General features: G+C 46.9%; 28 protein-coding genes. 18 read left to right on the plus strand and 10 right to left on the minus strand.

Translation table 11 applies throughout. The features are described from left to right. Positions 1 to 58: 58 nt before the first annotated feature. The gene (locus BLR32_RS05610; protein ID WP_089829362.1) at positions 59 to 628 is read right to left on the minus strand and encodes a helix-turn-helix domain-containing protein; all 570 of its coding nucleotides are present in this window, start codon (positions 626 to 628) and stop codon (positions 59 to 61) included. Between the two features lie 31 nt (positions 629 to 659). Continuing rightward, positions 660 to 1,724: a tRNA dihydrouridine synthase DusB gene (dusB, locus tag BLR32_RS05615; protein WP_089829960.1), complete on the minus strand. Its 1,065-nt coding sequence runs from the start codon at positions 1,722 to 1,724 to the stop codon at positions 660 to 662. Positions 1,725 to 2,049: 325 nt separating this feature from the next. Here dusB and BLR32_RS05620 point away from each other — a divergent pair, with 325 nt between their 5' ends. From BLR32_RS05620 to BLR32_RS05640, 5 genes are read left to right on the plus strand one after another with little or no spacing between them, the layout of a single operon-like run. Further along, on the plus strand, positions 2,050 to 2,784 hold the full coding sequence (locus BLR32_RS05620) for a CPBP family intramembrane glutamic endopeptidase (protein ID WP_176842174.1): 735 nt from the start codon (positions 2,050 to 2,052) through the stop codon (positions 2,782 to 2,784). Positions 2,785 to 2,814: 30 nt separating this feature from the next. Continuing rightward, positions 2,815 to 3,036, plus strand: coding sequence for a putative signal transducing protein (locus tag BLR32_RS05625; RefSeq protein ID WP_089829366.1), 222 nt, complete (start codon positions 2,815 to 2,817; stop codon positions 3,034 to 3,036). A gap of 56 nt (positions 3,037 to 3,092) precedes the next feature. Next, positions 3,093 to 3,980 (plus strand): phosphatidate cytidylyltransferase, encoded by an 888-nt coding sequence (locus BLR32_RS05630; protein ID WP_089829368.1) that lies wholly within the window; start codon positions 3,093 to 3,095, stop codon positions 3,978 to 3,980. 34 nt (positions 3,981 to 4,014) lie between these two features. Then, positions 4,015 to 4,668 (plus strand): phosphatidylserine decarboxylase family protein, encoded by a 654-nt coding sequence (locus tag BLR32_RS05635; protein ID WP_089829370.1) that lies wholly within the window; start codon positions 4,015 to 4,017, stop codon positions 4,666 to 4,668. Between the two features lie 38 nt (positions 4,669 to 4,706). Next, positions 4,707 to 4,955: a hypothetical protein gene (locus BLR32_RS05640; RefSeq protein WP_089829372.1), complete on the plus strand. Its 249-nt coding sequence runs from the start codon at positions 4,707 to 4,709 to the stop codon at positions 4,953 to 4,955. A gap of 82 nt (positions 4,956 to 5,037) precedes the next feature. On the opposite strand, the gene BLR32_RS05645 is transcribed toward BLR32_RS05640, so the two are convergent. After that, the gene (locus BLR32_RS05645; RefSeq protein ID WP_089829374.1) at positions 5,038 to 5,736 is read right to left on the minus strand and encodes a YjjG family noncanonical pyrimidine nucleotidase; all 699 of its coding nucleotides are present in this window, start codon (positions 5,734 to 5,736) and stop codon (positions 5,038 to 5,040) included. Positions 5,737 to 5,827: 91 nt separating this feature from the next. Here BLR32_RS05645 and BLR32_RS05650 point away from each other — a divergent pair, with 91 nt between their 5' ends. The 3 genes from BLR32_RS05650 to BLR32_RS05660 all read left to right on the plus strand — a co-directional run bounded on the left by BLR32_RS05650 (position 5,828) and on the right by BLR32_RS05660 (position 9,399). After that, positions 5,828 to 6,532, plus strand: coding sequence for an SDR family oxidoreductase (locus BLR32_RS05650; RefSeq protein WP_089829376.1), 705 nt, complete (start codon positions 5,828 to 5,830; stop codon positions 6,530 to 6,532). 110 nt (positions 6,533 to 6,642) lie between these two features. Beyond that, a complete protein-coding gene (locus BLR32_RS05655; protein WP_089829378.1) occupies positions 6,643 to 8,625 on the plus strand; it encodes a BatD family protein in 1,983 nt (660 codons plus the stop codon). Between the two features lie 12 nt (positions 8,626 to 8,637). Further along, positions 8,638 to 9,399 (plus strand): SH3 domain-containing protein, encoded by a 762-nt coding sequence (locus BLR32_RS05660; protein WP_089829380.1) that lies wholly within the window; start codon positions 8,638 to 8,640, stop codon positions 9,397 to 9,399. A 66-nt stretch (positions 9,400 to 9,465) separates the two neighbouring features. Here the strand turns inward: BLR32_RS05660 and BLR32_RS05665 are convergent, their stop codons facing one another. The 7 genes from BLR32_RS05665 to BLR32_RS05695 all read right to left on the minus strand — a co-directional run bounded on the left by BLR32_RS05665 (position 9,466) and on the right by BLR32_RS05695 (position 15,224). Further along, a complete protein-coding gene (locus BLR32_RS05665) occupies positions 9,466 to 10,218 on the minus strand; it encodes a LytR/AlgR family response regulator transcription factor (RefSeq protein ID WP_089829382.1) in 753 nt (250 codons plus the stop codon). Positions 10,219 to 10,352: 134 nt separating this feature from the next. Beyond that, complete coding sequence (locus BLR32_RS05670) at positions 10,353 to 11,066, minus strand: sensor histidine kinase (RefSeq protein WP_176842175.1); 714 nt, start codon at positions 11,064 to 11,066, stop codon at positions 10,353 to 10,355. A gap of 280 nt (positions 11,067 to 11,346) precedes the next feature. Further along, on the minus strand, positions 11,347 to 12,054 hold the full coding sequence (locus BLR32_RS05675; protein WP_089829386.1) for a response regulator transcription factor: 708 nt from the start codon (positions 12,052 to 12,054) through the stop codon (positions 11,347 to 11,349). Between the two features lie 23 nt (positions 12,055 to 12,077). Beyond that, a complete protein-coding gene (locus BLR32_RS05680) occupies positions 12,078 to 13,097 on the minus strand; it encodes a sensor histidine kinase (RefSeq protein WP_089829388.1) in 1,020 nt (339 codons plus the stop codon). Beyond that, entirely contained in the window at positions 13,078 to 13,587 is a 510-nt protein-coding gene (locus BLR32_RS05685) for a gliding motility lipoprotein GldH (RefSeq protein WP_089829390.1), read from the minus strand. Before BLR32_RS05685 ends, BLR32_RS05680 begins: the two co-directional genes overlap by 20 nt. A 48-nt stretch (positions 13,588 to 13,635) precedes the next feature. Beyond that, entirely contained in the window at positions 13,636 to 14,511 is an 876-nt protein-coding gene (locus BLR32_RS05690; RefSeq protein WP_089829392.1) for a YicC/YloC family endoribonuclease, read from the minus strand. Between the two features lie 125 nt (positions 14,512 to 14,636). Next, entirely contained in the window at positions 14,637 to 15,224 is a 588-nt protein-coding gene (locus BLR32_RS05695; protein ID WP_089829394.1) for a pseudouridine synthase, read from the minus strand. Positions 15,225 to 15,351: 127 nt separating this feature from the next. Between BLR32_RS05695 and BLR32_RS05700 the strand changes: the two genes are divergently transcribed. The 10 genes from BLR32_RS05700 (at position 15,352) to hemN (ending at position 26,684) form a co-directional block, all read left to right on the plus strand. Then, the gene (locus BLR32_RS05700) at positions 15,352 to 16,002 is read left to right on the plus strand and encodes a Crp/Fnr family transcriptional regulator (protein ID WP_245705365.1); all 651 of its coding nucleotides are present in this window, start codon (positions 15,352 to 15,354) and stop codon (positions 16,000 to 16,002) included. Positions 16,003 to 16,506: 504 nt separating this feature from the next. Next, positions 16,507 to 18,900 (plus strand): heavy metal translocating P-type ATPase, encoded by a 2,394-nt coding sequence (locus tag BLR32_RS05705; protein ID WP_089829398.1) that lies wholly within the window; start codon positions 16,507 to 16,509, stop codon positions 18,898 to 18,900. 87 nt (positions 18,901 to 18,987) lie between these two features. After that, positions 18,988 to 19,203: a cbb3-type cytochrome oxidase assembly protein CcoS gene (ccoS, locus tag BLR32_RS05710; RefSeq protein ID WP_089829400.1), complete on the plus strand. Its 216-nt coding sequence runs from the start codon at positions 18,988 to 18,990 to the stop codon at positions 19,201 to 19,203. Positions 19,204 to 19,256: 53 nt separating this feature from the next. Continuing rightward, positions 19,257 to 21,383, plus strand: coding sequence for a cytochrome-c oxidase, cbb3-type subunit I (gene ccoN / locus BLR32_RS05715; RefSeq protein WP_089829402.1), 2,127 nt, complete (start codon positions 19,257 to 19,259; stop codon positions 21,381 to 21,383). Positions 21,384 to 21,410: 27 nt separating this feature from the next. Beyond that, positions 21,411 to 21,575, plus strand: a complete 165-nt coding sequence (locus BLR32_RS05720) for a CcoQ/FixQ family Cbb3-type cytochrome c oxidase assembly chaperone (protein WP_089829404.1) — start codon at positions 21,411 to 21,413, stop codon at positions 21,573 to 21,575. A 41-nt stretch (positions 21,576 to 21,616) separates the two neighbouring features. Beyond that, positions 21,617 to 22,720, plus strand: a complete 1,104-nt coding sequence (locus tag BLR32_RS05725) for a cbb3-type cytochrome c oxidase N-terminal domain-containing protein (protein ID WP_089829406.1) — start codon at positions 21,617 to 21,619, stop codon at positions 22,718 to 22,720. A gap of 27 nt (positions 22,721 to 22,747) precedes the next feature. Next, the gene (gene ccoG / locus BLR32_RS05730) at positions 22,748 to 24,130 is read left to right on the plus strand and encodes a cytochrome c oxidase accessory protein CcoG (protein ID WP_089829408.1); all 1,383 of its coding nucleotides are present in this window, start codon (positions 22,748 to 22,750) and stop codon (positions 24,128 to 24,130) included. 30 nt (positions 24,131 to 24,160) lie between these two features. Further along, on the plus strand, positions 24,161 to 24,598 hold the full coding sequence (locus tag BLR32_RS05735) for a FixH family protein (RefSeq protein ID WP_089829410.1): 438 nt from the start codon (positions 24,161 to 24,163) through the stop codon (positions 24,596 to 24,598). A gap of 8 nt (positions 24,599 to 24,606) precedes the next feature. Then, entirely contained in the window at positions 24,607 to 25,323 is a 717-nt protein-coding gene (locus BLR32_RS05740) for a sulfite exporter TauE/SafE family protein (RefSeq protein WP_089829413.1), read from the plus strand. Between the two features lie 2 nt (positions 25,324 to 25,325). Continuing rightward, positions 25,326 to 26,684 (plus strand): oxygen-independent coproporphyrinogen III oxidase, encoded by a 1,359-nt coding sequence (hemN, locus tag BLR32_RS05745; protein WP_089829415.1) that lies wholly within the window; start codon positions 25,326 to 25,328, stop codon positions 26,682 to 26,684. Positions 26,685 to 26,686: the final 2 nt, after the last annotated feature.

Below are 26,686 nucleotides of genomic sequence, written 5' to 3' on the forward strand. Positions count from 1 at the left end.
GAAACAGATGGCTTGTATGTCAGACAACATCATATGATCATTCCTGGAAAGCCAGGCTTTAATCCAGTGTTACATGGCTCCAGTTTTCACCGCTCTTAATGCGGTAGAGTTGCATTTCGCTGATATCAAATTGCTCAGCGATCTGCTTCATTGTTTTTCTGCCGGGCTTTGCCAGCAGGCGTTTAATACTCTTTACTTTGGTAATGTTCAGCTTAAGCCCCTTTACACGGTTCCGCTGTTTTTCCTTGTAGGCTAACTTAGCGGGACTGAACTGCTGATGAGCTTCCATCTCTTCTTTAGTAGCCCACTGCAGATTGGTGGCCTTGTTATTTTTTTTATCGTAATCCATGTGGATAACGTACTTATAGGTACGTCCCGGCTTCTTATTAAACAACTTTGCGACTTCCCGGTGAAGGTAAAGGGATTGGTAACTATCCGCAGGCTTTACATTCAATACTGTATAGCCCTCTACCGTGGAGCCGGACAACAATTTCCCGTCTGAAATATCTTCGTAATAGCTGATCACTCTTCCCATGTTAGATACTGCATACTTTTTACGCAGGGCAGATTTATTTTTAATCTGCAAGTCTTTCCAGACTTCATTTTTCAGATTTTTAATCGTGGCCATGTGAAAGAAATTTAATAGTTGAACCTGGGGTTTATCCGTAAACGTTACAATCTTCTACTTCATTCTTTGCTGGCAGTAGGCTTTGGTCAGTAAGGGGAGATGTCCGCTCAATTATATGATCTTTGTAATGTACTGCTATTGTATCTAACACTTCTTCTACAGCTGCCAATGTACTGCAAGTTACTAATTGCTGCCTGAATTCTTTGATATGAGGTAACCCTTTCAGGTAATTGGTATAGTGTCGTCTCATTTCAAGTATTCCCACCACATCTCCTTTCCACTGTACGGAATGCCTCAGGTGTTTTTTACATACTTCTACACGTTCCAAAACAGATGGTGGAGGCAAATGTTCACCCGTTTGCATAAAATGTTTTATTTCATTGAAGATCCACGGATATCCGATAGCGGCACGTCCGATCATGATCCCATCTACTCCGTATTTCTGGCGGGCTGCAATAGCCTGCTCGGGGGTACATATGTCCCCGTTACCGAATATAGGGATATGAATTCGTGGATTGTTTTTGACCTTTCCGATCAATGTCCAGTCGGCATTTCCTTTATACATCTGTGTGCGGGTACGACCGTGGATGGTTAGTGCCTGGATACCAACATCCTGCAGGCGCTCCGCCACTTCTTCAATGTTTTTTGTATCATCGTCCCAACCCAATCTCGTTTTTACGGTTACCGGCAAACGGGTCGCTTTTACTACCGCGGCTGTCAGCTTCACCATTTTGGGAATATCTTTCAGAATACCGGAACCTGCGCCTTTACAAACCACCTTCTTCACCGGACAGCCGTAGTTGATGTCCAGCAGATCAGGGTTTGTGGCCTCCACAATCTGGGCGGCCATTGCCATTGGTTCCTCGTCGCCACCGAATATCTGAATGCCCACAGGGCGCTCATAATCAAATATATCCAGCTTCTGCCGGCTCTTAATGGCATCACGTATAAGTCCCTCCGAAGAAATGAACTCTGTATACATCAGGTCCGCACCTTTTTCTTTACACACCGCACGAAAAGGCGGGTCACTAACATCCTCCATTGGAGCAAGCAATAGCGGAAAATTGCCTAATGTTATATTTCCAATCTTTACCATTTTCTCATTTGTAGGCTGACCTCCTTCTTCCGGGGAAATCCGGAAACCAATTGTCAACTCGATTTCGCACTGTAAATTTACGCAAAATTAATCTATGACAGGCCGTTTGAAGCAATATCCGCCATCATTACAGTTCGCAGCATTTGTAGGCTTATTTCTGATATTTACAGTCTTATACGTGTTCTTCCTCGCTTTTATATTTCCGGCTATAAGCGGTTACTCATTGTTGACTCTCCAAAGTGAACTATATAGTGCCAAAGCGGCTCCGGAGCCTATATCCCCTAAAGTTCTCGGCTATCTGAAATTAACGCAAATTCTATACACTTTGGTAGTTTTTTTACTGCCGGCAGTATTTTTCGCCTTTCTGGTAGATACCCGCCCTGCAAACTGGATGAGAATAGACCGGAAACCGCGTTTCCTGCCCATTATATTAGCTTTTTTGATTATGCTGGTGGCCATTCCCTTTGTGAGCTATACCGGCGATTGGAACCACACCTGGCCTTTCTCACCAGAACTCAGGAAGGTAGAGGAGCAAGCGGAAATACTGACCCGGGCGCTGCTGATCATGCCCGACATATCCAGCCTGCTCATCAATTTGTTTATGATCGCCATCATTCCGGCTATAGCAGAAGAATTCTTCTTCAGGGGAATTGTACAGCGCCTGCTCATCAAAATGATACCGCAGATGCCCTGGTTGTGCGTATTCATCGCAGCCGCCTGCTTCAGCGCCATTCATATGCAGTGGATGGACTTCATTCCCCGCCTTTTGCTGGGCTTCCTCCTAGGCGCTATTTATTACCTGAGTGGCAATCTATGGCTGTCTATATTGGGCCATTTCCTGAATAATGGCCTGCAGGTTGTGATGGTATATCTTTACCAGGTGAAAATGATAGAAACAGACCCTATGACCTCCACACCAACAGAATGGTACATCGCTGCATTGAGTCTGGCATTGACCATCGGAGCTATCTGGCTGTTTGATAAACGAACTATGCCCGGAGAACGGGAACATAATCACCGGGACGACTTTAATGACAATATTGAATCAATCGGGAAGTAATCGTACTTTAGCCCTAACAAACAGATTATTATGGAAAAAGACTGGGTGAAAATTTATTATACCAATCAATTGTTCCGTGCGGAGATTATCCGGGGGATGCTGGAAGAGAATGGGATCAACGCGGTAATTATTAACAGGCAGGACTCGTCATACCTGAGTGCCCTGCCAGGCATGGTAGAGCTGTTTGTACACAACTCCCAGGAAGCAGAGGCCCGGCAATTGCTGGCTGAAGCCAACGGAGGCCAGATCTGATATTACCAGCCGTTTCCGCTTTAACACAATTATTGTAAAACAATCGCCAATTCAGCATGAAAACTTTCTTTACCCGTACAGCAACAGCGCTCGTCTTTGTAGCCGTGATGCTTGGCGGGATCCTCTATAGCCCTTTTACGTTCTTTCTGCTCTTTTTCCTGATCAATTTTTTTGCGCTGCAGGAGTATTTTAAGCTCATCCGCCATATTGATCCGGATTACAATAATATTTCCGGATGGCATAAAACCGGACTGCTGGTTGCCAGCTGCGCCCTGATCATGGCTTTTACAGGGGAGCATTTTTCCTCCTCTGCCAACCTCTCTCTGGGATTCCTCGGCTGGTGGCTAACCATCATATTCCTGCTGATCATGCCTATAGGAGAGATCCTGCTCAGCAAGGACTTCTCCCTGAAAAATATGGGCTATTCTGCACTGGGACTGGCCTATATCACCCTTTCACTGGGACTGCTGGTGCACCTCTGCCTGAATTATGACACGATCCGCTTCACTGATACTGCCACAGGTACCGGTCCCGGCTGGTTAATTCCTTTACTGCTGATTGCCTTTATCTGGATCAACGATACGATGGCCTATATAGTGGGCTCTCTGATAGGGCGCACCCCCTTTGCCCCCGCCATTTCACCGAAAAAGACCATAGAAGGCACCGTGGGAGGTATGATCCTGGCAGTTGCTGCAGCAGGGGTATATGGCTATTTCTGGGGAAGGGAATACCTGGCCCTGCAGCATTGGCTGGCGCTGGCTGCTATCGCTGCCATTTTTGGCACCGCGGGCGATCTCATCGAGTCAAAACTCAAGCGTATGGCGGGTGTGAAAGATTCTGGCAGTATCATGCCGGGTCACGGAGGGTTTATGGACCGCTTCGATTCCCTCTTACTGGCGGCTCCATTTGCCTGGTTGTACGTACATTTCTTCGCAATGATTTAACTTCGCATTAAATAACATAACTAACATAACAACAATGAAGATCCACCGAGAAGGATTAGCTACCATTTTACTGACCTTTGCTGTTCTTGCCCTGATCAACGGCGCCGTATTCTACTTTTTAGGACATATGCCGCTGCTCTGCAGGATCGTGGCTGCCTTTTCCCTGGTACTGTTCCTGTTTATCATTTCCTTCTTCCGTATTCCTAAAAGGGAAATGAAACTGGATGAATCCCTGGTAATTGCTCCCTGCGACGGTAAAGTAGTCGTAATTGAAGAAACCTATGAGCCTGAGTACTTTAAAGACAAACGTCTGCAGGTTTCCATCTTTATGAGCCCTGCCAACGTACACGTGAACAGGAACCCGATCAGCGGACAGGTAAAATTGTCACAGTACCACGCTGGTAAATACCTGGTAGCATGGCATCCAAAATCTTCTACAGAGAATGAACGCCATACTGTAGTGATCGGCAACGGTAAAGCCGACATCCTGGTAAGACAGATCGCCGGTGCATTAGCCCGTCGTATCGTGAATTACCTGAAACCCGGCATGCAGGTGACCCAGAACGAAGAACTGGGCTTCATTAAATTCGGTTCCAGGGTGGACATCTACCTGCCGGTAGGCACCCAGGTGAATGTGCAGCTGGAACAGGTAGTACGCGGCGGTCAAACTGTGATTGCTACCATCTAACTAATTCCTTATTTTTATCAGCATAAAACAGACTAGTCATGAAAAAACTGATCTTAGGAGCGACCGTCGCATTATTCTTCTCTGGTGTAGTAATGGCCCAGAACAAGACCAAAGATGCATCCTGTTGTAAAAAGTCAGCGACTGCTGCATGCTGTAAAAAGGATCAGGCAAAAGGCGCCGCCTGCTGTAAGCAACCCAGCAAAACTGCTGCACTGCGCACAGCTGCTGTGAAACAGGCAAAACCAGCGCAAGCTGCGGCTCCTGTAACCAAACCATCTGGAAAGTAGATCATCCACAATAACAGAAAGTCCCATCTTCAAAGCTGATTGCAACGAAGATGGGACTTTCTTATTTAGACAATTGCTGTTCTTACAGGATTGTTTTTAACTCATGCAGGCTGTTGATCACAAACGTAGGTTTCAAATCCCCTGTCACCGGTACCAACGTATTAAAATATACCTGGTCTATCCCCGCATTAAATGCCCCTAAAATGTCAATATCCAGGGCATCCCCGATCATGATACTGCTATCCGCCGTAGCGGCTGCCTTGGTGATCGCATAATCAAAGATCTCACGATATGGTTTCAGGCTGCCCGCAGACTCAGAAGTGATCACATGGGTGAAAAAATGATCTATCCCGGAACTTTTCATCTTACGCAGCTGGACTTCTTCAAATCCATTGGTGATCATGTGTATGGGATAATTCTTCGCCGCCAGGTATTCCAGTACCTCTTTTGCATGTGGGAAAAGGGCTGTCTGGGTAGGTAGTTCTTCCAGGAACTGTGTGCCCAGTGCCTCACACAATTTCTCATCCCCGATCTTAAAATCCAGTAAAGTAAGACGGAAACGCTTACTGCGGAGATCATTCCGGGTAATAAACCCCTTGCGGAAACGGTCCCAGAGTTTCTCATTATACACCATATACACCTGATGAAATTCCTTAAAGGACGGAACACCCCGTCCCTCCAGGTTATGCGCATGGTATAGCTGCTCTAATACCAGGTAGGCATTGGTCTCAAAATCCCATAGGGTATGGTCCAGATCGAAAAATATATGCTTGTATTTCATTTTGCTCGCACGTCCTTAATCAACTACAAAGATACTCATTACGTGGCGAAGCACATTTTTTACTATTTTCCGTCTCCCTTAATCATAAAATATGAACGCAGTAATTACTGGCGCCAGCAAAGGAATAGGAAAAGCAATTGCGGAGAAGCTGGCCAGAGAAGGATTTAACGTAGCCATCTGCGCCCGGAACGCAGGCCACCTGGAAAAGGCAGCAACAGATATCCAGGCGGCTAACCCCTCTGTCAAAGTGCTTGCCCGTTCTGTAGATATGGGTCAGAAAGCAGCTGTACTGGCATTCGCAGAAGAAATAAGGAATACTTTTAATACGGTGGATATACTGGTCAACAATGCCGGCATATTCGTACCGGGCGGTATGCAGGACCAGGAGGACGGATTACTGGAAAGTATGATGTCTGTGAACGTGTACAGTGCCTATCATCTTACCCGGCAGCTATTGCCAGGTATGAAAGCGAATGGGAAGGGGCATATTTTTAACATGTGTTCTACCGCCAGTTACACCTCATACCCCAATGGAGGGGCCTATAGTATCACCAAGTTTGCTTTGCTCGGCTTTTCCCGGAATTTGCGGGAAGAACTGAAACCTCACAACATAAAAGTAACCTCCCTGAGCCCCGGCCCCACTTTAACCGCTTCCTGGGAAGGCTTCGAAGCCCCTCCCGGCAGAATGATGGAGCCGGAGGATGTAGCAGACCTCTTATGGGGCGCTTATACCCTGTCAAAACAGGCCGTTGTAGAGGAAGTTATTATGCGGCCAATGCTGGGCGATATTGCATAAACCCTTTACCAGCAAGCGCTTCCGAGATTATATTGATTATTTTTTTAACTAACTTTTAACTGGGTATTCAGCACCAACAGGGCTGGCTTTGGCTAAATTTGTTCTGCATTATGAATGTCACTGCTGTTAGTATAAAGAAGTTTGTATTATCCCTGCTCCTCTGCCTGGGTGTAATTTCCTGCCTACAGGCACAGGAATTCAGGTTCACTACCTCTGTAAGCAACAACAGGGTAGCACTGGACGAACCATTCCAGATACAGTTCATGCTGGAAAACGCTCCTAATGTGACCAGTTTCACACCTCCGTCATTCAATGATTTTGAAATCCTGCAAGGGCCATCCCAGATGCAGGGTCAGTCTATCATGAACGGCCGTCGCTCAGAATATATCGCGCTTATTTACGTGATTCAGCCCAGAAGGGTAGGTAACTTCACCATCGCCGGTGCTACTGCGCGTTCAAACGGTAATGTAGTACGTTCCAACCCTGTTACGATAGAAGTGGTAAAAGCTAACCGTGGTGCTTACCAGCAAGCGCCTCAACAGTCTGCGCCACAAAGCGGTTTCCCTCCATCCCGGTCACAACGCCAGCAACAGCAGGACGAAATGGAAGGGGTGCTGAGAAACGGAGAAGATGTGAATGCCAAACTGCGTAAAAATATTTTTGTAAAAGTTGATGTAGATAAGACCACTTTATACGAAGGAGAGCAGCTGACAGCTACCTATAAGCTGTATACCCGCCTCCCGACAAATTCCAGCGTTACAAAGGTACCAGCCTTCAAAGGATTCTCTGCGAAAGATATTGAACTGCCCAATCCTCCACAGGCATCTGAAGAAATAGTGAATGGCCAGCGTTTCAAAGTATTCACCATCCGTAAAACACTGCTGTTCCCATTACAGTCAGGCACCCTGGAACTGGATCCGGTGGAAGTGGACAACCATGTAAAACTGGTTAAACTGGTCAAGAATGGTAATAACAAGAAGGCCCGTGATCCTTTTGCAGACCTGTTCAATGATCCAGGCTTTAAAGATCCTTTCGATGATCCTTTCTTTGACGACTTTTTCAACCGTCCGGAAGTAACCTACGAAGATGTTCCTTATAAAGTCCAGACAGCGCCACTGAAGGTAACCGTTAAGCCGCTTCCTGTAGATAACCGCCCGCTTAGCTTTACCGGGGCTGTGGGTAAATTCAACATGACGGCGACTATCGACAAAAAGAACCTTACTACAGACGATGCGCTCACGCTGAAAGTGGTGGTATCCGGACAGGGAAATGTGAACCTGTTGAATGGTCCGAAAGTAGAGATACCTGCCGCTTTTGAAAAATATGATCCTAAAGTAACCGACAATATTGAGAAGAACAGCAATCCGCTGTCCGGCTCCCGTCAGTTTGAATATGCGCTGATGCCGCTTGAAGCAGGCGATCAGACCATTCCTGCGGTAGAATTCTCTTACTTCGATGTAGCCTCCAATAGCTACAAATCGATCCGCTCTGAACCGTTTTCCGTACATGTTACGCCTGGAAAACAGACCAAGCGTGATAAAGAAGACTTCAGTGTAAACAGGAATACCATCACCTCCAATTACAACGGAGTGCTCAACTGGGTGAAAGACAGCAGGTTCCTGCTGGCCAGCCCATTGTTCTATATACTGCTGCTGATCCCTGTTCTTCTACTGGTGGTTGCCCTGGTATATCGCCGCAGGCTGAACTACCAGCAGAATAATGCTGCGTTCCTCAAACACCGTTATGCCAACAAAGTAGCACTGAAACGGCTGGAACTGGCAGCACGTTACCTGAAGGAAGGAAAAGACAAAGCTTTCTATGAGGAGACCTCCCGTGCTATATGGGGATATCTCAGTAATAAATTGCATGTTCCTTTTGCAGACCTCAGTAAACAGTTGATCCAGGATAAACTGACCCGGCAACAGGTAAGCGTACAATATACCACTCAGCTGTTTGATCTGCTGGATGATTGCGAAATGGCGCTGTATACACCGATGCACAACAATGATAAAATGCAGGGTACTTATCAGCAGGCCGTGACTGTGATCAGCCATCTGGAAGATGAATTGCAACGTGCAAAAAGTGTCGTGTAAACCCAGCTAACTATGAAAAAAACATTAACAGCTCTCTGTGCCCTCTTTCTGCTGGTATACAACGTTATAGCTGCTGCCCCTGTGCAGCAGCAACAGTTTGAAAAGGCCAACCTGCTTTACAAACAGAAACAATACACGGAAGCCGCCGGTATTTACCAGCAATTGATCGATGAAGGCTATCATCAGCCGCAGTTGTTTATCAATGCAGGCAATGCTTATTATAAAGCCAATAAGACCGGCCTCGCCATCTATAATTATGAAAAAGCCCTCGCAAGAGATCCTTTTAATAAATCAGCCGCACACAATCTATCCGTTGCCAATCAAAGGGTAGAAGGTTATGTAAATGACCTGCCGCTGCTGTTCTTTCAGCAGTGGTGGTTACACATACAACATTTCCACAGTCCTAATGGCTGGGTTACGGGCGCGGTTATTTTCTTCTGGCTACTGATAGCCGGCTTCATTGCCATACTGATCGTACCTGCTTTTAAACCCACTTTGTTACGGTGGGGGACAGGAGTGGCTACGCTGCTGTTCTTCTTCTACCTGACACTTGGCATCAGTACCTATGTTACTGCCAATGCGCACCATGAGGGTATTATCATGGGTACTGCAGTGAAGGTAAAAGCAGCGCCAGACCAGGAAAGTAAAGATATGTTTGAACTGCACGAAGGTGTAAAAGTGCAGGTAACCGACGCAACACAGGAATATTGCAAAATATTGCTACCGGATGGCAAGACCGGTTGGCTCGCTTGTGCAGAGATCAGGAGGTTGTAGACGAGCTGCAAACTACAGGCTACAGGCGCGTAGGAACCCCTATACCTGAAGCCTGTAGTTTGCGGCTTAAAGCTTTTCTATCCTGTCCATAAACTCCTGCTTACGTTGACGGGAAACAGGTATACAACTCCCATCAGTCATAATGATATCCCCACCATCTCCCTTAATATACCTGTCCATATAGTTCAGATTGACCAGATAACTGTGGTGCACCCTGAAGAATCCTTTGTTCCGCAGCAATCCTTCCACTTCTTTTAACGAACGGCACACGGATGCCGGCTCAGTGCCATTAATCATGTGAATACAGGTACTTTCCCCTTCTGCCACACAATAAAGAATATCCTTTACCAGCAACATTCTCAGTCCTTCGGGACATGGCAGCGCCAATCTTTCTCCCGGGTACAGGTGCTGGTGCAGAAATTCCATCAGGGAATCTGTTTTCTCCCCTGACTGTTCCTTTTGCCGTTGCCGCATCATCGCTTTATCAACAGCATTTATCAGGTCCTCCCGGCCAATTGGCTTAAGCAGATAATCCAATGCATTATGGCGGATCGCATCCAGCGCATAATGATCGTATGAAGTAGTAACAATAACGGAAAATGAAGCGTCTCTGCAGGCCTGCAGGACCTCAAATCCGTTCAATCCTGGCATTTCCACATCCAGGAAAAGAAGATCAGGTTGATATTTCTCAATTGCCTCCAATGCAGAGATCCCATCAGCGCAAACGGCCACTATGTTAACTGCAGGGCAATGCTTCTCCAGCAAAAGCTTCAATACACTTCTGCTGAGTTTTTCATCATCCACGATAATGGTGCGCATGTTATTCTAATTCTTGTCCCCAAAAGACTCTCCCTCGGTCAGCATAAGAAAGCATAGGTGAGAGTCTGATATAATATACAATATTCTGTGTAAAGATGTGAAAGTTTCTTTTAGGCAGATGCTGTATTTATGTGTTACATTACGGCTTCTCTGGCGGCTATCTGCTGCATATTAATTATAACAAGATGACCGCTAGGTTGTTGCATTTCATTGTAAAGTTCCCGTTCTGTAATACCCGATCGCATATTATACCGCTCGTTAATGGCCTCTAATCTGGCCGCGGCAATAGTAATCCCCTGCGACAAATGGGCATCTTCCGCCGGCGGGCCCTGGTTCACGCCATTGTCCTCGATCCTTATGGAGAGCATTTCATGCTCCCGGCTGATCCTGATACGCAGGCAGCCGCCTGTCTTCGTGGGGCGTAAGAGCAATCTGCGCCAGATGGCCTCCTGGATATAAGGTTGAATAATAAGCGGAGGGACAAATGTGAGTTGTTGAAATACTTCGGGGGTGATTTCCAGCTCATAGTCAAACTGGGTGCCGAAACGGAGTTGTTCCAGCTGTAAATACAGTTCCAGCGCCTCAATATCCTCTTCGAGGTTTATCCACTCCCGGTTACAGTTCCGGATAATAAGGCGCATCAGGCGCGCAAAGCGCGTCAGATAGAGGGAAGCTTGATCGGTACTGGTAGTGAGGATGTAATGATGAATAGCGTTCAGGCTATTAAAGATAAAATGAGGATCCATCTGTGCCTGGAATGCATGCATTTCCAGGTGTACCAGCTGCTGTTGCCTGCTTATCTCTTTCGTTGAAGTCTGCTTAATATGCCTTTCACGTATATAAAACACGCAGCAGATCATGATCAAACTCAACAGAAAAAACACCCAGTACGGCCAACCTACTGCATTGAGTATGTTAGAGCAAAGAACCAAAATTGAAAAGGTTTACGAAAGGATATAAATTCTAAGCACCTCACAAAGTCGCACAATCCTGATAGCACAATACAAAACGGAGTTAAGACCGGTGCTAAATATCCGTCAAATCTGGTTCCCGGGAAAGGGGCAATTATTACAAGGCAGCATTTGCAGAACAACCGGGGGAAAACAAAGGGTAAATGGCGGTTGATGGCTATTCGGTGAATTTGTAACCCACTCCTCTTACAGAGTGAAAATACCTCGAATTGCGGCTGTCCTCTTCAAAATATTTACGGAAGTTGAGAATAAAGTTGTCAATTGTACGGGTGGTAGGATACACATTATATCCCCACACTACCTGCAGGATCTTTTCACGGGTCACCACCTCGCCTTTATTTTCGATGAGCAGCTTCAGCAACATCGTTTCCTTCTTACTCAGTTCATAGTGTTTTCCGTCTTTACCGATGCACTCCTGCGCAGCAAAGTCGATCTCATTGTTGCCAAAATGGTATACGGTAGACACGCTGTCCTTATCCTGTATGCGTTTGTTTTTAACGATCAATTTTTCCACGCGCAACAACAGTTCTTCCAGGTTGAAAGGCTTGGTCATATAATCGTCCCCGCCTTTCTTCAGGCCCAATACACGGTCTGCGCTACTGTTCTTCGCACTGAGGAACAGGATAGGCACTTCATTATTCTGGATACGGATGTTCTCACAAACGGCAATACCGTCCATTTCCGGCAGCATGATATCCAGGATGATCAGGTCAAAATATTCGTTCTTTACCGCCTTTAAAGCTGCGGTGCCATTATCTACAGCTGTTACTTCATATCCCTCCAGCTCCAGGTTCAGTTTCAATGCTTCCTGGAGGTTTTCTTCGTCCTCTACCAGTAGTATGGATGCTTTAGTAGCTTCCTTCATAATTAATAGTTGCTATCGCTAATTTACACTCTTTGAATGGAATATACGGGCCAGGTTATCTCAAAACTGGCGCCCGCAGGTACGTTATCTTTCACGACAATCGTGCCTCCATGCTGCTGTACGATCTTCCTGCTAAGAAACAATCCGAGTCCGGAGCCCTTTGCTTTACGCGTATTTTCATTGCCTATACGATAAAACTTCAGGAAGATCCTTTCCCGCTCATCCTCCGGGATACCGGGTCCCTCATCTGTCACCATCAGTTTCAATGCACTGCCGCTGCATTCTTTCAGTGTTACATCGATCACGGTATGCTTAGGCGCGTATTTAACAGCATTTTCGACCAGGTTGCTCAACAGGATCTGCAACATGAACTTATCCCCATTGATCCACACATCTGGCAAAATATGTGCCTGTATCGTATGTGTCGAAATGCGTGACTGCATTTCCCTGATCCCTGTTTCCAGCAGATCGGAGAAATCTATGTCTTCCCGGAATAGCTGATATCGTTGCGCCTCCATCTGGGAAGCCAGGAGAATGTTGTTACAAAGCTGATCCAGCCGGTTGGTTTCCCGGATGGTATTGTCGAGTAGTTTTAGTCGCTTTTCGTCATCCAGCTTGTGTTTCCGGAGCGTTTCGAGGTTCAGTTTCGCAGCCGCGATAGGCGATTTCAGTTCATGTGTAACGGCCATCATGAAGTTCTGCTGCTGTTGGGATAAGCGCATTTGCTTCCAGATAGACCGGTATACGAAAAATCCTCCCAGTAAGATAATAGCCAGAAAGATTAATCCCTCGCTGAAAAACATGACAGAACGTCTCTCTTCCGTCGATTGTATACGTTCTAATTCCTGATGAAACTCTACGGGGTGTGCAATACTGTCAGTCCGGAGCACCAGGTTCTGGATTTCAAAACGGGTGATCTGTTCACTCTGGTTGAACAGGAGCACTCCCCACCACATCAATGCCAGGATGGTATATGCCAGTACAAAAAGGTATACGAAGTGGATACCACTTCTTCCCTCCATTTTACGGAATAACTTTTTCATTGTTTCGTAACCCGGCTTTCTCAATCCGCAGGCCTACATTCATGATATCCGGCAACGGATTTTGCCGCATGTTTTGTTCAAAAGTAAACTTGTATGTACCCGGCTTGCTCAGGATAGCCTTTTGCTGAATGGGAATTCTATGTTCATAAATATCATCCAGCCTGCTACCCAGCCATTTGCCGGAATTATCCGCCAACGGTAACTCTACCCGTTGTGTGACCGGCTTTTCTCCAGGAAACTGCGTATGTACCTGTAGCCATATATTGCTGAAAGGGTAGGAGTCTTTATGCCTTATGTTCACATAGATATTGTAAACATACGCTGTATCCTGAGGCTGCACGGTAACCTCAAAAACAGGCTTGTAAGCATAAGACCATTCATGTCCCGGGATATCCAGGTTCTTTTCATAGGTATCCATCTTCGGTGGCTGACAGGCGGCTGCAGATAACAGCATGCCCGCGGCCACGACAATCCGGCAGAGTCTATTCATATTTTATCACAATACGTTTTATCCTGAGGAACGATATCGGTCATCTGATTACAGTACGTTCAGCACCTGTTCTTTCGCCTTTTCCAGTTCATCTTTCATGAGTACCACCCATTGCTGGATATTGGCATCATTGGCTTTGGAACCGGTCGTATTAATCTCACGTCCTATTTCCTGCAGCACGAAGCCCAGCTTCTTTCCCTTTGAAGGATCCGCTTCAGCCAGGATCTCCTTGAAATAACGACAGTGGTTCTCCAACCTGATAAGTTCTTCGGAAATATCGAGTTTTTCCAGGTAGAAGATCAATTCCTGTTCCAGGCGGTTCTCATCCACATTTTCTTTCCCTACATGCTCCGCCAATAAACCTTCCAGTCGCTGACGCACTCTCTCTTTACGCTGCGGGTCCAGCTCACGCACCTTTACACAGTAAGATTCTATGTTCTCTATACGCAGCAACAGGTCTGCAGACAGCATCTGTCCTTCATCCAGGCGATGCGCATCCAGATCAGCTACCGCCAGCTGTATCACCTTTGCCACTTCCAGCCATTCTTCTTCCGTGATCTGCTCCGTAGCCGGTGTTACCACCTCCGGCAGCTTCATCAGCACGTTCAGCATGTCTTCCTGTGGCAGGTTCAACTCTGTAGCCAGGGATGTAATAGAGCTATGGTAATATTTAGCAAGATCCGTATTAATGACCACCGGACGGGTAGCCCCGTTCTGCCTTATATTTACTGTCGCATCCAGGGTACCGCGCAAGAGGGTTTGTTGCAGCTGGTTGCGGATATCAAACTCATAAGGCTTCAACAGCGGGGAAATCTTCAGGTTTACCTCAAATTGCTTACCATTGAGCGATTTTACTTCAACTACAACCGTAGTCTCGCCCCTGGTAGTTTCCGCCCTTCCAAAGCCGGTCATTGATTTCAGCATAATAGAGATTTGTAGGCAACAAACCTACCTAAATTAGGCCAAAGCACAAAGAATAGTGCAGGCAAACGACAGCAGCACACCATATAAGCTGCCAGGAAGCCCACGTCAGGGCATCCACGCAGCCGCTATTTAAACAGCATATCATATACCTCCCGTTGCCCCATTTCCCGCATCTGGCCTGGTTCCAGCCCATCTACCGTAATGCGCCCTATCCGGTAACGGATAAGTCTCAACGTTGGAAAGCCTACGGCCGCAGTCATTTTCCTTACCTGCCTGTTTTTACCCTCACTTAGCACTAACCTGATCCAGGGGGCAGGAATCAACTTACGGAAACGGATAGGCGGATTGCGGTCCGGTACAACCGGGTCCGTTTCAAATAAGGCCGCCTGGCAACGCCGGGTTTGATACTGTTTCCCATCTACCGCGATCTTTACACCCTGTTTCAGCTGCTGTACGGCTTCCGCTGTTACCGCCCCATCTACCTGGACCCAATATTCCCTTTCATGGGCGAATTTAGGGTCCAGCAACCTGTGGGTCAGCGATTTATCATTCGTCAGAATAAGCAAACCCTCACTATCATAGTCAAGCCTGCCCACCGGATATACATCCGAAGGAACTTTAAAGTAATCTGCCAGGCTCTCCTTTCCTTCCTCTTTCCCAAAACGGGTCAGTACCTGGAAAGGTTTATATATAATATAATATTTAAGTGACATGCTCGAAGTAGTAAGGAATCGTACGTTTATTTTGGCCGTAAATTAGTAATTTTGCACACTGAAAACTATGTGTACGCCTTTCCATAATGCCTCGTGTGCAAATTGTCAGGACCGCTTTGGATCAATTTTGTTCAAAGCGGAGAAGTGCAATCTGGAAGAGATCGAATCTGCCAAGGTATGTACCACATACAAAAAAGGCCAGGTTGTATTCCAGGAGGGCGCTTATCCCTTCGGCATTTACTGCGTGAATACCGGCAAGATCAAACTGTCACACTGTGGCGATGATGGCCGGGAACAGATCGTTCGTCTCTGCAAGCCCGGCGACATTATAGGCTATAAGGCACTCCTCAGCGCAGAACGTTACACCGCATCTGCCATCGCCCTGGACGATTCCTCCGTTTGTTTTATTCCGAAAGACCTTTTCATGAGCGTATTGCAGAAAGATGCCAGCCTTTCCCTGGAAATGATGCGTATCCTGGCAAGCGAGCTCAGAAAAGCGGAAATGAAAATCACTCACCTGGCCCAGAAGCCGGTACGTGAACGCCTGGCAGAAACCCTGCTTTTCCTGAAAGAAACCTATGGCGTGGAACCAGACGGCTTTACCCTCAATGTGCGCCTCTCCCGTGAGGAAATTGCCAACCTGGTAGGAACCGCCACAGAATCGGCCATCCGCCTGCTCTCTGAGTTCAAAAAAGACGGTCTTATCGAGTTACAGGGCAAAAAGATCCGCCTGCTCAACCCGGAAGAACTGATGCGCACCGCCAACCTCCAGGACTAATACCTCCTCCTCTCAGGCCTCCTCAATCTATCTTTAAGTCCACCCTTTCTTCGTCGCTTCGCCGTCGCTTGTTCGTTCCTTCTTCGTCCGTTACCTGATCAGCATTTCTTGCCAGAATTTAAGCTCACAACCGTCACATAAGGCCTAACCACCATACGGACTATTCCTTATTATCAACACCTTACAAAACAAGTATTTTGAATAATCCTTGTAAGGGCTTTACCATAGCCTATTCGGTGAGATAACCCATATATAACCCATATATAAGCCATATATGACCCATATATAACCCATATTCATAGAGATATGGGTTATATATGGGTTATATGTGGTTAAAGAATGCTTTATAGATGAGTTACCAAAGGGTACTCTTCGGATATCCACCGATACGCCAAAGGTATTTCCAGAATACCCACCCGGCCGCTGACAACGATCAGCGCTCCTTTTGATACCCATCATTGTCTGCCCCCCGCCTTGCAGGTAGTTTTGCCAAAATCCTTTATCATGGCTACCATCTCTGTCGCTCCCGATACCAAACTGCAATGTGCCCACTGTGGGGAAGACTGCCCAGACATGAAAATCAGCCTCGGAGATAAAAACTTTTGCTGTGAAGGATGTAAACTGGTGTATGAGATCCTGAATGAGAATGGGCTCTGCGACTACTATACGCTTAACAATAACCCCGGTCAGGCGCAGCGGATCCCCGTGAGGAAAGATAAATTCGCCTTCCTGGACGATAAAAAGATACAGCAACAACTGATTCAGTTCCAGGATGATACCCAAACCCACATTACTTTCTATATCCCACATATCCACTGTAGCTCCTGCCTGTGGCTACTCGAAAACCTGCATCGTCTTGATAGCGGTATACAAAGGGTGACTGTCAATTTTGCCAAGAAAGAAGCGCTGATCATCTTCCGGCAACGGGAAACCTCGCTCAGGCATATCGCCGAGACACTGACCAGCATAGGATATGAACCTTATATCAGTCTGCAGGACCTCCGTCAGCAAAAGCCACGGGTACAAAGAGGACTGATCTACCGGCTGGGGGTAGCCGGATTTTGTTTCGCCAATATCATGCTGCTCAGTTTCCCGGAATACTTCTCCCATTACGGATATGCGGACGTGAAAATGAACCACATATTCCGCTGGCTGAACCTCACCTTATCCCTTCCTGTATTCTTCTACAGCGCACAGGTATTCTACCGCTCCGCCTGGGGAGGTCTCAAAAGCGGCTTTCTGAATATTGACCTGCCCATCGTACTGGCTATCATTGTCACTTTTATCCGTAGCCTGACAGACGTTTTTACAGACAGTGGCGCGGGGTATTTTGACTCTATGACCGGGATCGTTTTCTTCATGCTTGTGGGCCGTATCCTGCAGGATAAAACCTATCAGGGCCTCTCTTTTGACCGTGACTATACCGCCTATTTCCCTATCGCCATTACCGTATTGAAAGACGGACAACAGGTACCTACCGCACTGCCCGACATAAAGACCAACGATACTTTACTGATCCACAACCAGGAACTGATCCCTGCGGATGGCATCCTCGTAAAAGGGAACGCCATCATCGATTATAGCTTTGTAACAGGGGAGGCCGTCCCCGTGCAGAAAAACGCCGGAGAGATCGTATATGCAGGCGGTAAACAACTGGAGGGAAATATAGAGATCCTAACCATCAAAGAGGTAGCACAAAGCTACCTGACCAGCCTTTGGAACAGGGAAGAACTAAAGACGCCCCGGGAAAAAGCACCTTCCTTCATCCACCTGCTGAGCCGCTATTTTACCTGGGTAGTATTAGCCATCGCCATTATCACCGCTACTTACTGGTGGGCACATGATCCGTCACGTATATGGCCGGCAGTAACCGCAGTACTGATCGTTGCCTGCCCTTGTGCATTGTTACTGGCAGCCTCTTTCACAAATGGACATATCCTTCGCATATTAAGCAGGCATCACCTGTATCTGCGGAATGCAGATGCCATAGAAAGACTCGCAGATATAGATCATATCGTATTTGATAAAACAGGCACGTTAACCGGCAAAGCCACATCCAGTATATCTTATCAGGGTATGCCACTCACCAAGGAGAAGTTGTGGGCTATCGGATCACTGGCAGCACAATCTACCCATCCGCTCAGTAAGATGATTGCGTCTTTCTGCGGCAAAGATGAGAATCTGCCTATCAGAAACTTCAGATCTGTAGCGGCCAATGGTATCAGCGGCTGGGTACAATATAATTTCATACAGCTGGGAAATGCTGCATTTACAGGCACCTCCCACAAAGTGCATACAGAGGGAAGCACTGTTTATGTTACTATCGACGGACAGCAAACCGGCTGCTTTATTATCCGCCATCATTACAGGGAAGGCATTTCCGCATTATTGCAACACCTGCGGAAAAAGTATGTCTTATCTCTGCTGTCTGGTGACAATGATGCAGAAGCCGCTTATTTGCAGGAGATGATGGGCCCCTCGGCCAGCCTGCATTTCGCACAGCAGCCGGCCGATAAACTGGGCTATATCCTGTCTCTGCAGAAACAGGGACGTCGTGTACTCATGATCGGAGACGGCCTGAATGATGCCGGTGCATTAAAGCAAAGCGATGTAGGTATTTCCCTGACGGAAAACAGTAACAATTTCACACCTGCCAGTGATGGCATTCTTGAAGCTGATCAGATGATACAATTGCCCCGTTTTATCAGGATCTGCAGGAATAACAAACGTATTATCGTCATTACTTTTATCATTTCTCTCCTCTATAATATCATCGGATTATTCTTTGCCACACAGGGTATCCTATCGCCCTTAACCGCTGCCATACTGATGCCTGCCAGCTCTATCAGCATTGTACTGCTTACCTATGGTTTGAGTGAGTGGATGGACAGGGCCTGATATGAATCAGTATTCTCATTGAGCGGCATCATCGTATCCGGGAGCGCGACAGGCTAGCTTTGTTTATGGAATTTAAAACCAAATACTATGAGCGTGATCATCATACTTCTCGGAGCCAGCCTGTTGGTGGCCATCTTTTTCCTCGCTGCCTTTATATGGTCTGTCAGGAACGGGCAATTTGAAGATGATTTCTCCCCTGCGCACCGCATGCTGTTCGAAACCAAACCAGTGGAAACCGGCTGCAAATCGGGGAATGCATGCACCAACAAGAATTGCAAGTCCACTATCTGCAAAAATCATTGATCGTTCCTTTCTATACTATCAACTCATCTCTTATCATTCGTAATTGAACAAACATGTCTCTCGAAAAGTTTTCGTACGATAACCGTACCGTGAAATGGTTTGCATACGCCTGTATCGGCTGGGGGCTGATCGGTATGTTAGCCGGGTTGTGGGCCGCACTGGCGCTGGTGTTGCCCGACCTTAACCTGGGTTATGCACCTACAACATTTGGTCGTTTAAGACCAGTACACACCAATGCTGTCATTTTCGCCTTTGTAGGCAATGGCATCTTCATGGGTGTATATTATTCATTACAACGCCTGTGTAAAGCACGCATGTTCAGTGATGTATTAAGTAAGATACATTTCTGGGGATGGCAGGCCATCATTGCCGGCGGCGCTATAACCTTGTTTGCTGGCTGCACCACAGGAAAGGAATATGCGGAGCTGGAATGGCCTTTTGATATCGCCATCACGCTGATCTGGGTCGTTTTTGGTGCAAATATGCTGGGTACTATCCTTCGTCGCCGTGAAGCGCATCTGTATGTGGCTATCTGGTTCTATATCGGCACATGGGTGGCTATCGCGATGCTGCATATCGTGAACTCATTCGAGATGCCTGTTTCTTTCCTTAAAAGTTATTCCTGGTATGCGGGTGTGCAGGATGCCCTGGTTCAATGGTGGTATGGACATAATGCCGTGGCCTTCTTCCTGACCACCCCATACTTAGGTCTGATGTACTATTTCGTACCGAAAGCGGCCAACAGACCCGTATATTCCTATCGCTGGTCCATCATTCACTTCTGGGCGCTGATCTTTATCTATATCTGGGCCGGACCACACCACCTTTTATATACTGCTTTACCTGAATGGGCACAATCCCTCGGTACTGTATTCTCTATTATGCTGATCGCACCATCCTGGGGCGGTATGCTGAATGGTTTGCTCACACTGCGTGGCGCATGGGATCGTGTAAGGGAAGACGCTATCCTGAAATTCTTTGTAGTAGCGCTGACCTGTTATGGTATGGCTACATTCGAAGGGCCTATGCTTTCCCTGAAAAATGTGAATGCCATCAGTCACTATACCGACTGGACCATTGCACACGTACACGTAGGTGCACTGGGTTGGAACGGATTCCTCACATTCGGTATCCTGTACTGGTTATTACCTCGTCTTTTCACTACTGAACTCTATTCCCGTAAATGGGCAAATACTCACTTCTGGCTGGGCACACTGGGTATCATCTTCTACGTGATCCCATTGTACTGGGCCGCTTTCACACAGAGCATGATGTGGAAACAGTTCACAGCAGAAGGACAGTTGAAGTTCCAGTTCCTCGAAACAGTCAACACGGTCGTTCCGATGTATGCGCTGCGTGGAGTAGGTGGTGTTCTGTATATCAGTGGTGTGGTACTGATGATCTTCAACCTGGCGAAAACGGTACGTCGTGGCTCGTTTGTAGCAAACGAACCTGCCGAAGCGGCGCCATTGCCAAAGGTGATACCTACACATGGTAAATCACACTGGCATAACTGGGTAGAGCGCAGACCTATACAGCTGGCGGTTTTCAGCCTGATAGCAGTAGCAATAGGAGGTATCCTTGAAATGATCCCTACCTTCCTTGTAAGAAGCAATATTCCTACTATCTCCAGCGTGAAACCATATACGCCGCTTGAGCTCCATGGCCGTGATGTATATATCCGCGAAGGTTGTTATACCTGTCACTCACAAATGATCCGTCCTTTCCGCGATGAAGTAGCACGTTACGGTGAATACTCCAAGGCCGGTGAATTTATCTACGATCACCCTTTCCAGTGGGGTTCTAAGAGAACAGGTCCCGATCTGGCCAGGATAGGCGGTAAGTATCCTCACTCATGGCACTACAATCACATGCTGGATCCTACATCTATGTCGCCAGGCTCCATTATGCCACAATATCCCTGGCTGTTTGATGATAAAGTAGATAAGGCAAAAACACCTGCGATGATCAATGCGATGCGCAAGCTCGGTGTGCCATATCCCGCAGGTTATGAAACACAGGCCAATGCAGACATGATCAAACAGGCGGAAGGAATAGCGGCAACCTTAAAGAAAGACAAACTGGAAGTAGCGCCGGACAAGGAGATTGTAGCGCTCATAGCTTACCTGCAGCGCCTGGGTGCTGATATCAAAAACCCTGTAGTGGCAGAAAAAAAATAATCTGATCAATTGTAAATCTTAGGAGAAATGAAATTCATCAATTACCTGCAGTCCATTACAGGTGTAAGTATATACCCGCTGGCCTCCCTGTGCATATTCACTATATTCTTTGTAGTGGCGGCTTTCTGGGCATTCAAGGCTGATAAAGGCATGATAGACCATATACGGAACATCCCACTGGATGACCGCTGATCACAGCATGCATATTTTATCATTTCCTTAATCGCAACATTATGAACAAGAAATCAATCACTATAACAGGCTTATTTCTCTTTACCCTATGCCTCCTGAATAGCCTGCCGGCAGCAGCACAGTACAAGCCCACTCCGCCATCGGAGCTGGGACACCCTGTAGCCATCGTGCTCCTGACGGTTATCGTGGGCCTGCTGATCGCCGTAGTTATACTGGGCAGTGCTGTACTCAGTGCCATGGACATCTACCGGGAACGGGTAAAAAGTGAAAAAGGTAAAGCGATCCTTTCCATAGCGCTCGTGGTAGCGGGCATCTTTTCTTCCAACAGCCTGCTGGCGCAGGAAGCAGGGGATGCTGTGGAGAAAGCCAAACCTGCTGCTACCAATATCATCAGCGGGCTCTCTGATACCTCTTTTTATGTGCTGATGTCTGTTATTTCACTGGAGATCCTGATCATTATCACCCTTCTGTATACACTGCGCGTATTGTTAGGCATAGAGCGGAAAAAGAAGCCAGTTGTTGCTGGTAAACCCAGGGTACACTGGCTTGAAAAGCTCAACAAAACCAAAACACTGGATGCTGCTTCAGAACTGGAAGAGGACATGGGCCATGAGTATGACGGTATCCGTGAGCTGAACAACCCTACACCTCCCTGGTGGCGATGGGCATTCTACTTCAGTATTGTGTTTGCCGTTGTTTATATCTGGCGCTTCCAGGTAGCGCACTCCGCACCCTCACAGCTGGAAGAATTGGCTATTGCAGAAGCGGAAGCAGCAGAAGCGAAAGCAGAATATCTGAAAAATGCAGCTAACAATGTTGATGAAAATAATGTAACACTCCTGACTGGCGCTGATGATATTGCCAGCGGACAGAAAATATTCTCCAGCAGTTGCGCTCCATGCCACGGGCCTCAGGGTCAGGGTGTTGTAGGACCTAATCTGACAGATGATTACTGGTTACATGGCGGACAGATAAAAGCAGTGTTCACCACTATCAAGTATGGTGTACCAGAGAAGGGAATGAAATCATGGAAAGACGATTTCTCTCCTAAACAACTGGCCCAGCTGGCAAGCTATATCAAGAGTATCCGTGGATCCAATCCAGCTAATCCAAAAGAGCCGCAGGGCACATTAGAAAAAGAATAGACCTGATTTAAGTTAAACATATTCGTGATGGAAGAATCGTTCAGAGACCACCTGGCGACTGTTGATAAACAAGGAAAACGTAGCTGGATATATAGCCAGAAGCCGAAAGGCAAACTTTATAACGCGAGGAGTGTGCTAAGCTTCCTTTATTTCCTTGCGTTTTTTGCCGGCCCATTCATTAAAGTGAATGGCCGGCCCTTGTTTTTGTTCAATGTCGTGGAAGGCAGATTTATATTGTTTGGCGCTATATTCTGGCCACAGGACTTCTTCATATTCGGCCTGGCCATGGTCGCATTTATCGTTTTCATCGTCGTCTTTACCATGGCATTCGGCCGCCTGTTTTGCGGATGGGCATGTCCGCAGACTATCTTCATGGAAATGCTGTTCCGCAAAATAGAATACTGGATAGAAGGCGACGCATCTGCTCAGAAACTTTTAAACAAAGCGCCCTGGAATACAGATAAGATTGTGAGGAAGACCAGTAAACATATTCTGTTCTACATGCTGTCTTTCCTGATTGCCAATACCTTCCTGGCGTATATCATCGGTATAGATAGTTTACTCAACATCATAACAGGGCCTGTTACTGAACATACCGGCGGCCTTGCAGCCATGATCATTTTTGCAGGCGTGTTCTATGGCGTGTTTGCCTTTTTCAGGGAACAGGTATGTACTGTGGTATGTCCTTATGGCCGTTTGCAGGGTGTACTGCTGGACAGGGATTCAGTAGTGGTAGCATACGATTATACAAGAGGGGAGCCCCGCGGGCATTTCACCAAAAAAGCGGATAACAACCTGGGAGATTGCATTGATTGCCATCAATGTGTGAAGGTATGTCCAACCGGTATAGATATCCGTAACGGTACACAGCTGGAATGTGTGAACTGTACGGCCTGTATTGATGCCTGCAACTTCATGATGGAAAAAACAGGGCGTCCCCTTCACCTCATCCGCTATGCATCAGAGAATGGGATCGCTAATAAACAACCTTTACGCTTTACTACAAGACTTAAAATATACAGTTCTATCCTGGTGATACTGCTTACGGCCATCACCTGGATGCTGGCAAGCCGGGAACCTGTAAGCGGGACTATTATCCGTACGGCAGGGATGTTATACCAGGAGAGGGGAGTAGACAGTATCTCCAATCTTTACCGGATTAAACTGGTCAACAAAACAGCCAGCGACATACCGCTTAGTCTGCGCTTAGAAGACAGCCGGGGCAAAATAGAATTGCTTGGTCATCAGCAGATACAGGTAAAAGGGGAAGAACAGGGAGAAGGGTTATTCTTCGTTGTATTGCCCCGCACAGCTATTAAAAAACGTAAAACTGCTTTACATATCACACTGTATTCAGGGAATAAAAAGGCTGGCACCATCGGCACCACCTTCCTTGGACCAGCGCAGTAACAGTATATCCTTCATAAAAAATTCAAAATCATGAACTGGGGTCATAAAATCATTATCGTATTCATCCTTTTTGCAGTGGGCATTCTCACGCTGGTAACCAAAAGTATGCGTACCCGCATAGACATGGTTACGCCCAACTATTATGCAGAGGAGCTGAAATATCAGCAGGTGATTGACGGCAGGAAAGCTGCGCTCACCCTTTCTTCCCCTGTCAGCATCAACCAGTCAGAGAAGGCGGTGGGTATTCTTTTCCCGGCTGAGATGCAGGGCATTCCTTTGAAAGGTAGCGTATTGTTCTATCGTGCATCAGATTCCCGTCAGGATGTTTCACTGCCTTTGCAACCTGATGAGAATGGGTTGCTGCTGGTGAGCAAGAAGAGATTTCAAAAGGGTAATTACCGGGTGCAGTTGCAATGGGAGGCGAAAGGAACCCAATACTACCAGGAAAGTTTTGTAACCGTTAACTGATAGAGACTATGTTGCTGACATTCCTGTATGCCTTATCACTGGGCTTCATTGGTAGTTTTCACTGTATCGGTATGTGTGGACCGATTGCGCTCACTCTGCCGGTGCAACATCTGGAGGGTGTGCGTAAACAGGTGGGTATCCTGTTGTATAATGCAGGGCGGGTAACTGCATATGCAGGTTTAGGCCTTGCTTCCGGATGGCTGGGCAGGCAATTCTTCCTGGGAGGCTTGCAGCAATGGCTGTCTATTATACTGGGATGCGGTATGTTATTGCTCATCGTATTGCAATATGGTTTCCGGAATACCCGCTTTTCGCTGCATACAGGCTTTTACACCCGTCATATCAAGACAATGCTGGGCAACCTGCTACGCCGGCAGCAACAGCACACATTGTACGCTATAGGCTTCCTGAATGGCTTATTGCCCTGTGGCCTGGTATGGTTTGCCATCACCGGTGCGGTAGCTACAGGTAGTTCTTTACAGGGAGCTTTTTTCATGGCGGCCTTTGGTATGGGCACCCTACCTGCTATGATCGCGCTTAGCTGGTGCAACGATCTTATCAGTTTACGCCTTCGTAACCGTTTACGTCGCTGTATTCCATATGTTGTCACTATTATGGCCGTTCTGCTCATTATGCGTGGGCTTAATCTCAATATTCCATATGTCAGTCCGGCATTAGCTGCACCGGACGAAAAAGTTTCAGAACACTGCTTTAAACCATCCTGATTATGCAACTCATCAGAAAATATAATACTGCTGCTCCCCGCTATACGAGTTATCCAACCGTTCCTTATTGGGATGAACAGACCTTTGATATCAATACATGGAAGCAGACTTTACTGCAATCATTCCGCGCTACCAACCACACCGAAGGGATCAGCATTTACATACATCTGCCTTACTGTGAGCAATTGTGTACCTACTGCGGATGCAACAAACACATCACCGTTAATCATGGCGTAGAGGCTCCTTATATACAATCCATTCTCAATGAGTGGGAGTTATACCTGACGCTTTTTAAAGAACGTCCCCGCATCAGGGAGATTCATCTGGGAGGAGGAACGCCAACTTTTTTCAGTCCGCAGAACCTGCACAACTTACTGTCCCGTATTTACCTGCATGCAGACCTGCTGCCCGATGCTACACTGAGCTTTGAAGGTCATCCTAACAATACTACCCGGGCGCATATGCTGACGCTTTATAACCTGGGTTTCCGTCGTATGAGCTTAGGTATCCAGGACTTCGATCCGCGTGTGCAGGATATCATTAACCGGATACAACCCTATGAGACGGTGGAAGAAGTTACCGCTATTGCCAGGGAGATCGGTTATACTTCTATCAACTATGACCTGGTGTATGGTTTACCTCTGCAAACCATAGCAAGTGTAGGAGATACGATTAATAAAGTAATGCAGTTAAGGCCAGACAGGATCTCTTTTTACAGCTATGCACATGTTCCATGGGTGAAGGGAGTAGGGCAGCGACGTTATTCTGAAGCAGATCTTCCCAAAGATGAAGAAAAGAGAGCGCTCTATGAGCTGGGTAAAACACTGTTCGCGGAGAATGGCTATACAGAGATCGGGATGGACCACTTTGCTTTACAGCACGACAGCTTGTACCATGCCTGCAACCAGGGATCACTACACCGGAACTTTATGGGATACACCGACCAACATACTTCATTGATGATCGGTTTGGGCGCTTCCTCCATAGGAGACAGCTGGTATGCATATACACAGAATGAAAAGCGGATCGCTATATGGCAACAGCTTGTGAACAGCGGACAGTTCCCTGTGGTGCGTGGCCATATTCTGGATGAGGAAGACCTGTTGTTACGCCGCCATATTCATGCCCTCATGTGTGGGTTTAAGACGTCTCTGAGCCAGTCAGACAAGGCAGACAATGTTATTGCAAAATGCCTGCAAAGGCTTGCCGAGCTTGAGAAAGACGGGTTGGTACATATCACGGAAGATGCGGTATCTGTCACTGTAAAAGGCAGACCATTTATCCGCAATATCTGTATGGCTTTTGATGCCCGCTTATGGAGAAAGCTGCCACAATCTCAACTGTTCAGTACTGCTATCTGAGT

It is taken from the genome of Chitinophaga filiformis, from assembly GCF_900102545.1.
Taxonomy (GTDB): domain Bacteria; phylum Bacteroidota; class Bacteroidia; order Chitinophagales; family Chitinophagaceae; genus Chitinophaga; species Chitinophaga filiformis.

Bases quoted from the DNA above. Each gene is read 5' to 3' on its own strand.
- BLR32_RS05695 (WP_089829394.1), bottom strand. From the start codon at position 15,224: ATGTCACTTAAATATTATATTATATATAAACCTTTCCAGGTACTGACC.
- BLR32_RS05705 (WP_089829398.1), top strand. From the start codon at position 16,507: ATGGCTACCATCTCTGTCGCTCCCGATACCAAACTGCAATGTGCCCAC.
- BLR32_RS05665 (WP_089829382.1), bottom strand. From the start codon at position 10,218: ATGCGCACCATTATCGTGGATGATGAAAAACTCAGCAGAAGTGTATTG.
- BLR32_RS05680 (WP_089829388.1), bottom strand. From the start codon at position 13,097: ATGAAAAAGTTATTCCGTAAAATGGAGGGAAGAAGTGGTATCCACTTC.
- BLR32_RS05610 (WP_089829362.1), bottom strand. From the start codon at position 628: ATGGCCACGATTAAAAATCTGAAAAATGAAGTCTGGAAAGACTTGCAG.
- ccoN (WP_089829402.1), top strand. From the start codon at position 19,257: ATGTCTCTCGAAAAGTTTTCGTACGATAACCGTACCGTGAAATGGTTT.
- BLR32_RS05735 (WP_089829410.1), top strand. From the start codon at position 24,161: ATGAACTGGGGTCATAAAATCATTATCGTATTCATCCTTTTTGCAGTG.
- BLR32_RS05685 (WP_089829390.1), bottom strand. From the start codon at position 13,587: ATGAATAGACTCTGCCGGATTGTCGTGGCCGCGGGCATGCTGTTATCT.
- BLR32_RS05720 (WP_089829404.1), top strand. From the start codon at position 21,411: ATGAAATTCATCAATTACCTGCAGTCCATTACAGGTGTAAGTATATAC.
- BLR32_RS05645 (WP_089829374.1), bottom strand. From the start codon at position 5,736: ATGAAATACAAGCATATATTTTTCGATCTGGACCATACCCTATGGGAT.
- BLR32_RS05630 (WP_089829368.1), top strand. From the start codon at position 3,093: ATGAAAACTTTCTTTACCCGTACAGCAACAGCGCTCGTCTTTGTAGCC.
- BLR32_RS05660 (WP_089829380.1), top strand. From the start codon at position 8,638: ATGAAAAAAACATTAACAGCTCTCTGTGCCCTCTTTCTGCTGGTATAC.
- BLR32_RS05725 (WP_089829406.1), top strand. From the start codon at position 21,617: ATGAACAAGAAATCAATCACTATAACAGGCTTATTTCTCTTTACCCTA.
- dusB (WP_089829960.1), bottom strand. From the start codon at position 1,724: ATGGTAAAGATTGGAAATATAACATTAGGCAATTTTCCGCTATTGCTT.
- BLR32_RS05690 (WP_089829392.1), bottom strand. From the start codon at position 14,511: ATGCTGAAATCAATGACCGGCTTTGGAAGGGCGGAAACTACCAGGGGC.
- hemN (WP_089829415.1), top strand. From the start codon at position 25,326: ATGCAACTCATCAGAAAATATAATACTGCTGCTCCCCGCTATACGAGT.
- ccoS (WP_089829400.1), top strand. From the start codon at position 18,988: ATGAGCGTGATCATCATACTTCTCGGAGCCAGCCTGTTGGTGGCCATC.
- BLR32_RS05635 (WP_089829370.1), top strand. From the start codon at position 4,015: ATGAAGATCCACCGAGAAGGATTAGCTACCATTTTACTGACCTTTGCT.
- BLR32_RS05675 (WP_089829386.1), bottom strand. From the start codon at position 12,054: ATGAAGGAAGCTACTAAAGCATCCATACTACTGGTAGAGGACGAAGAA.
- BLR32_RS05625 (WP_089829366.1), top strand. From the start codon at position 2,815: ATGGAAAAAGACTGGGTGAAAATTTATTATACCAATCAATTGTTCCGT.
- BLR32_RS05640 (WP_089829372.1), top strand. From the start codon at position 4,707: ATGAAAAAACTGATCTTAGGAGCGACCGTCGCATTATTCTTCTCTGGT.
- BLR32_RS05740 (WP_089829413.1), top strand. From the start codon at position 24,607: ATGTTGCTGACATTCCTGTATGCCTTATCACTGGGCTTCATTGGTAGT.
- BLR32_RS05655 (WP_089829378.1), top strand. From the start codon at position 6,643: ATGAATGTCACTGCTGTTAGTATAAAGAAGTTTGTATTATCCCTGCTC.
- ccoG (WP_089829408.1), top strand. From the start codon at position 22,748: ATGGAAGAATCGTTCAGAGACCACCTGGCGACTGTTGATAAACAAGGA.
- BLR32_RS05650 (WP_089829376.1), top strand. From the start codon at position 5,828: ATGAACGCAGTAATTACTGGCGCCAGCAAAGGAATAGGAAAAGCAATT.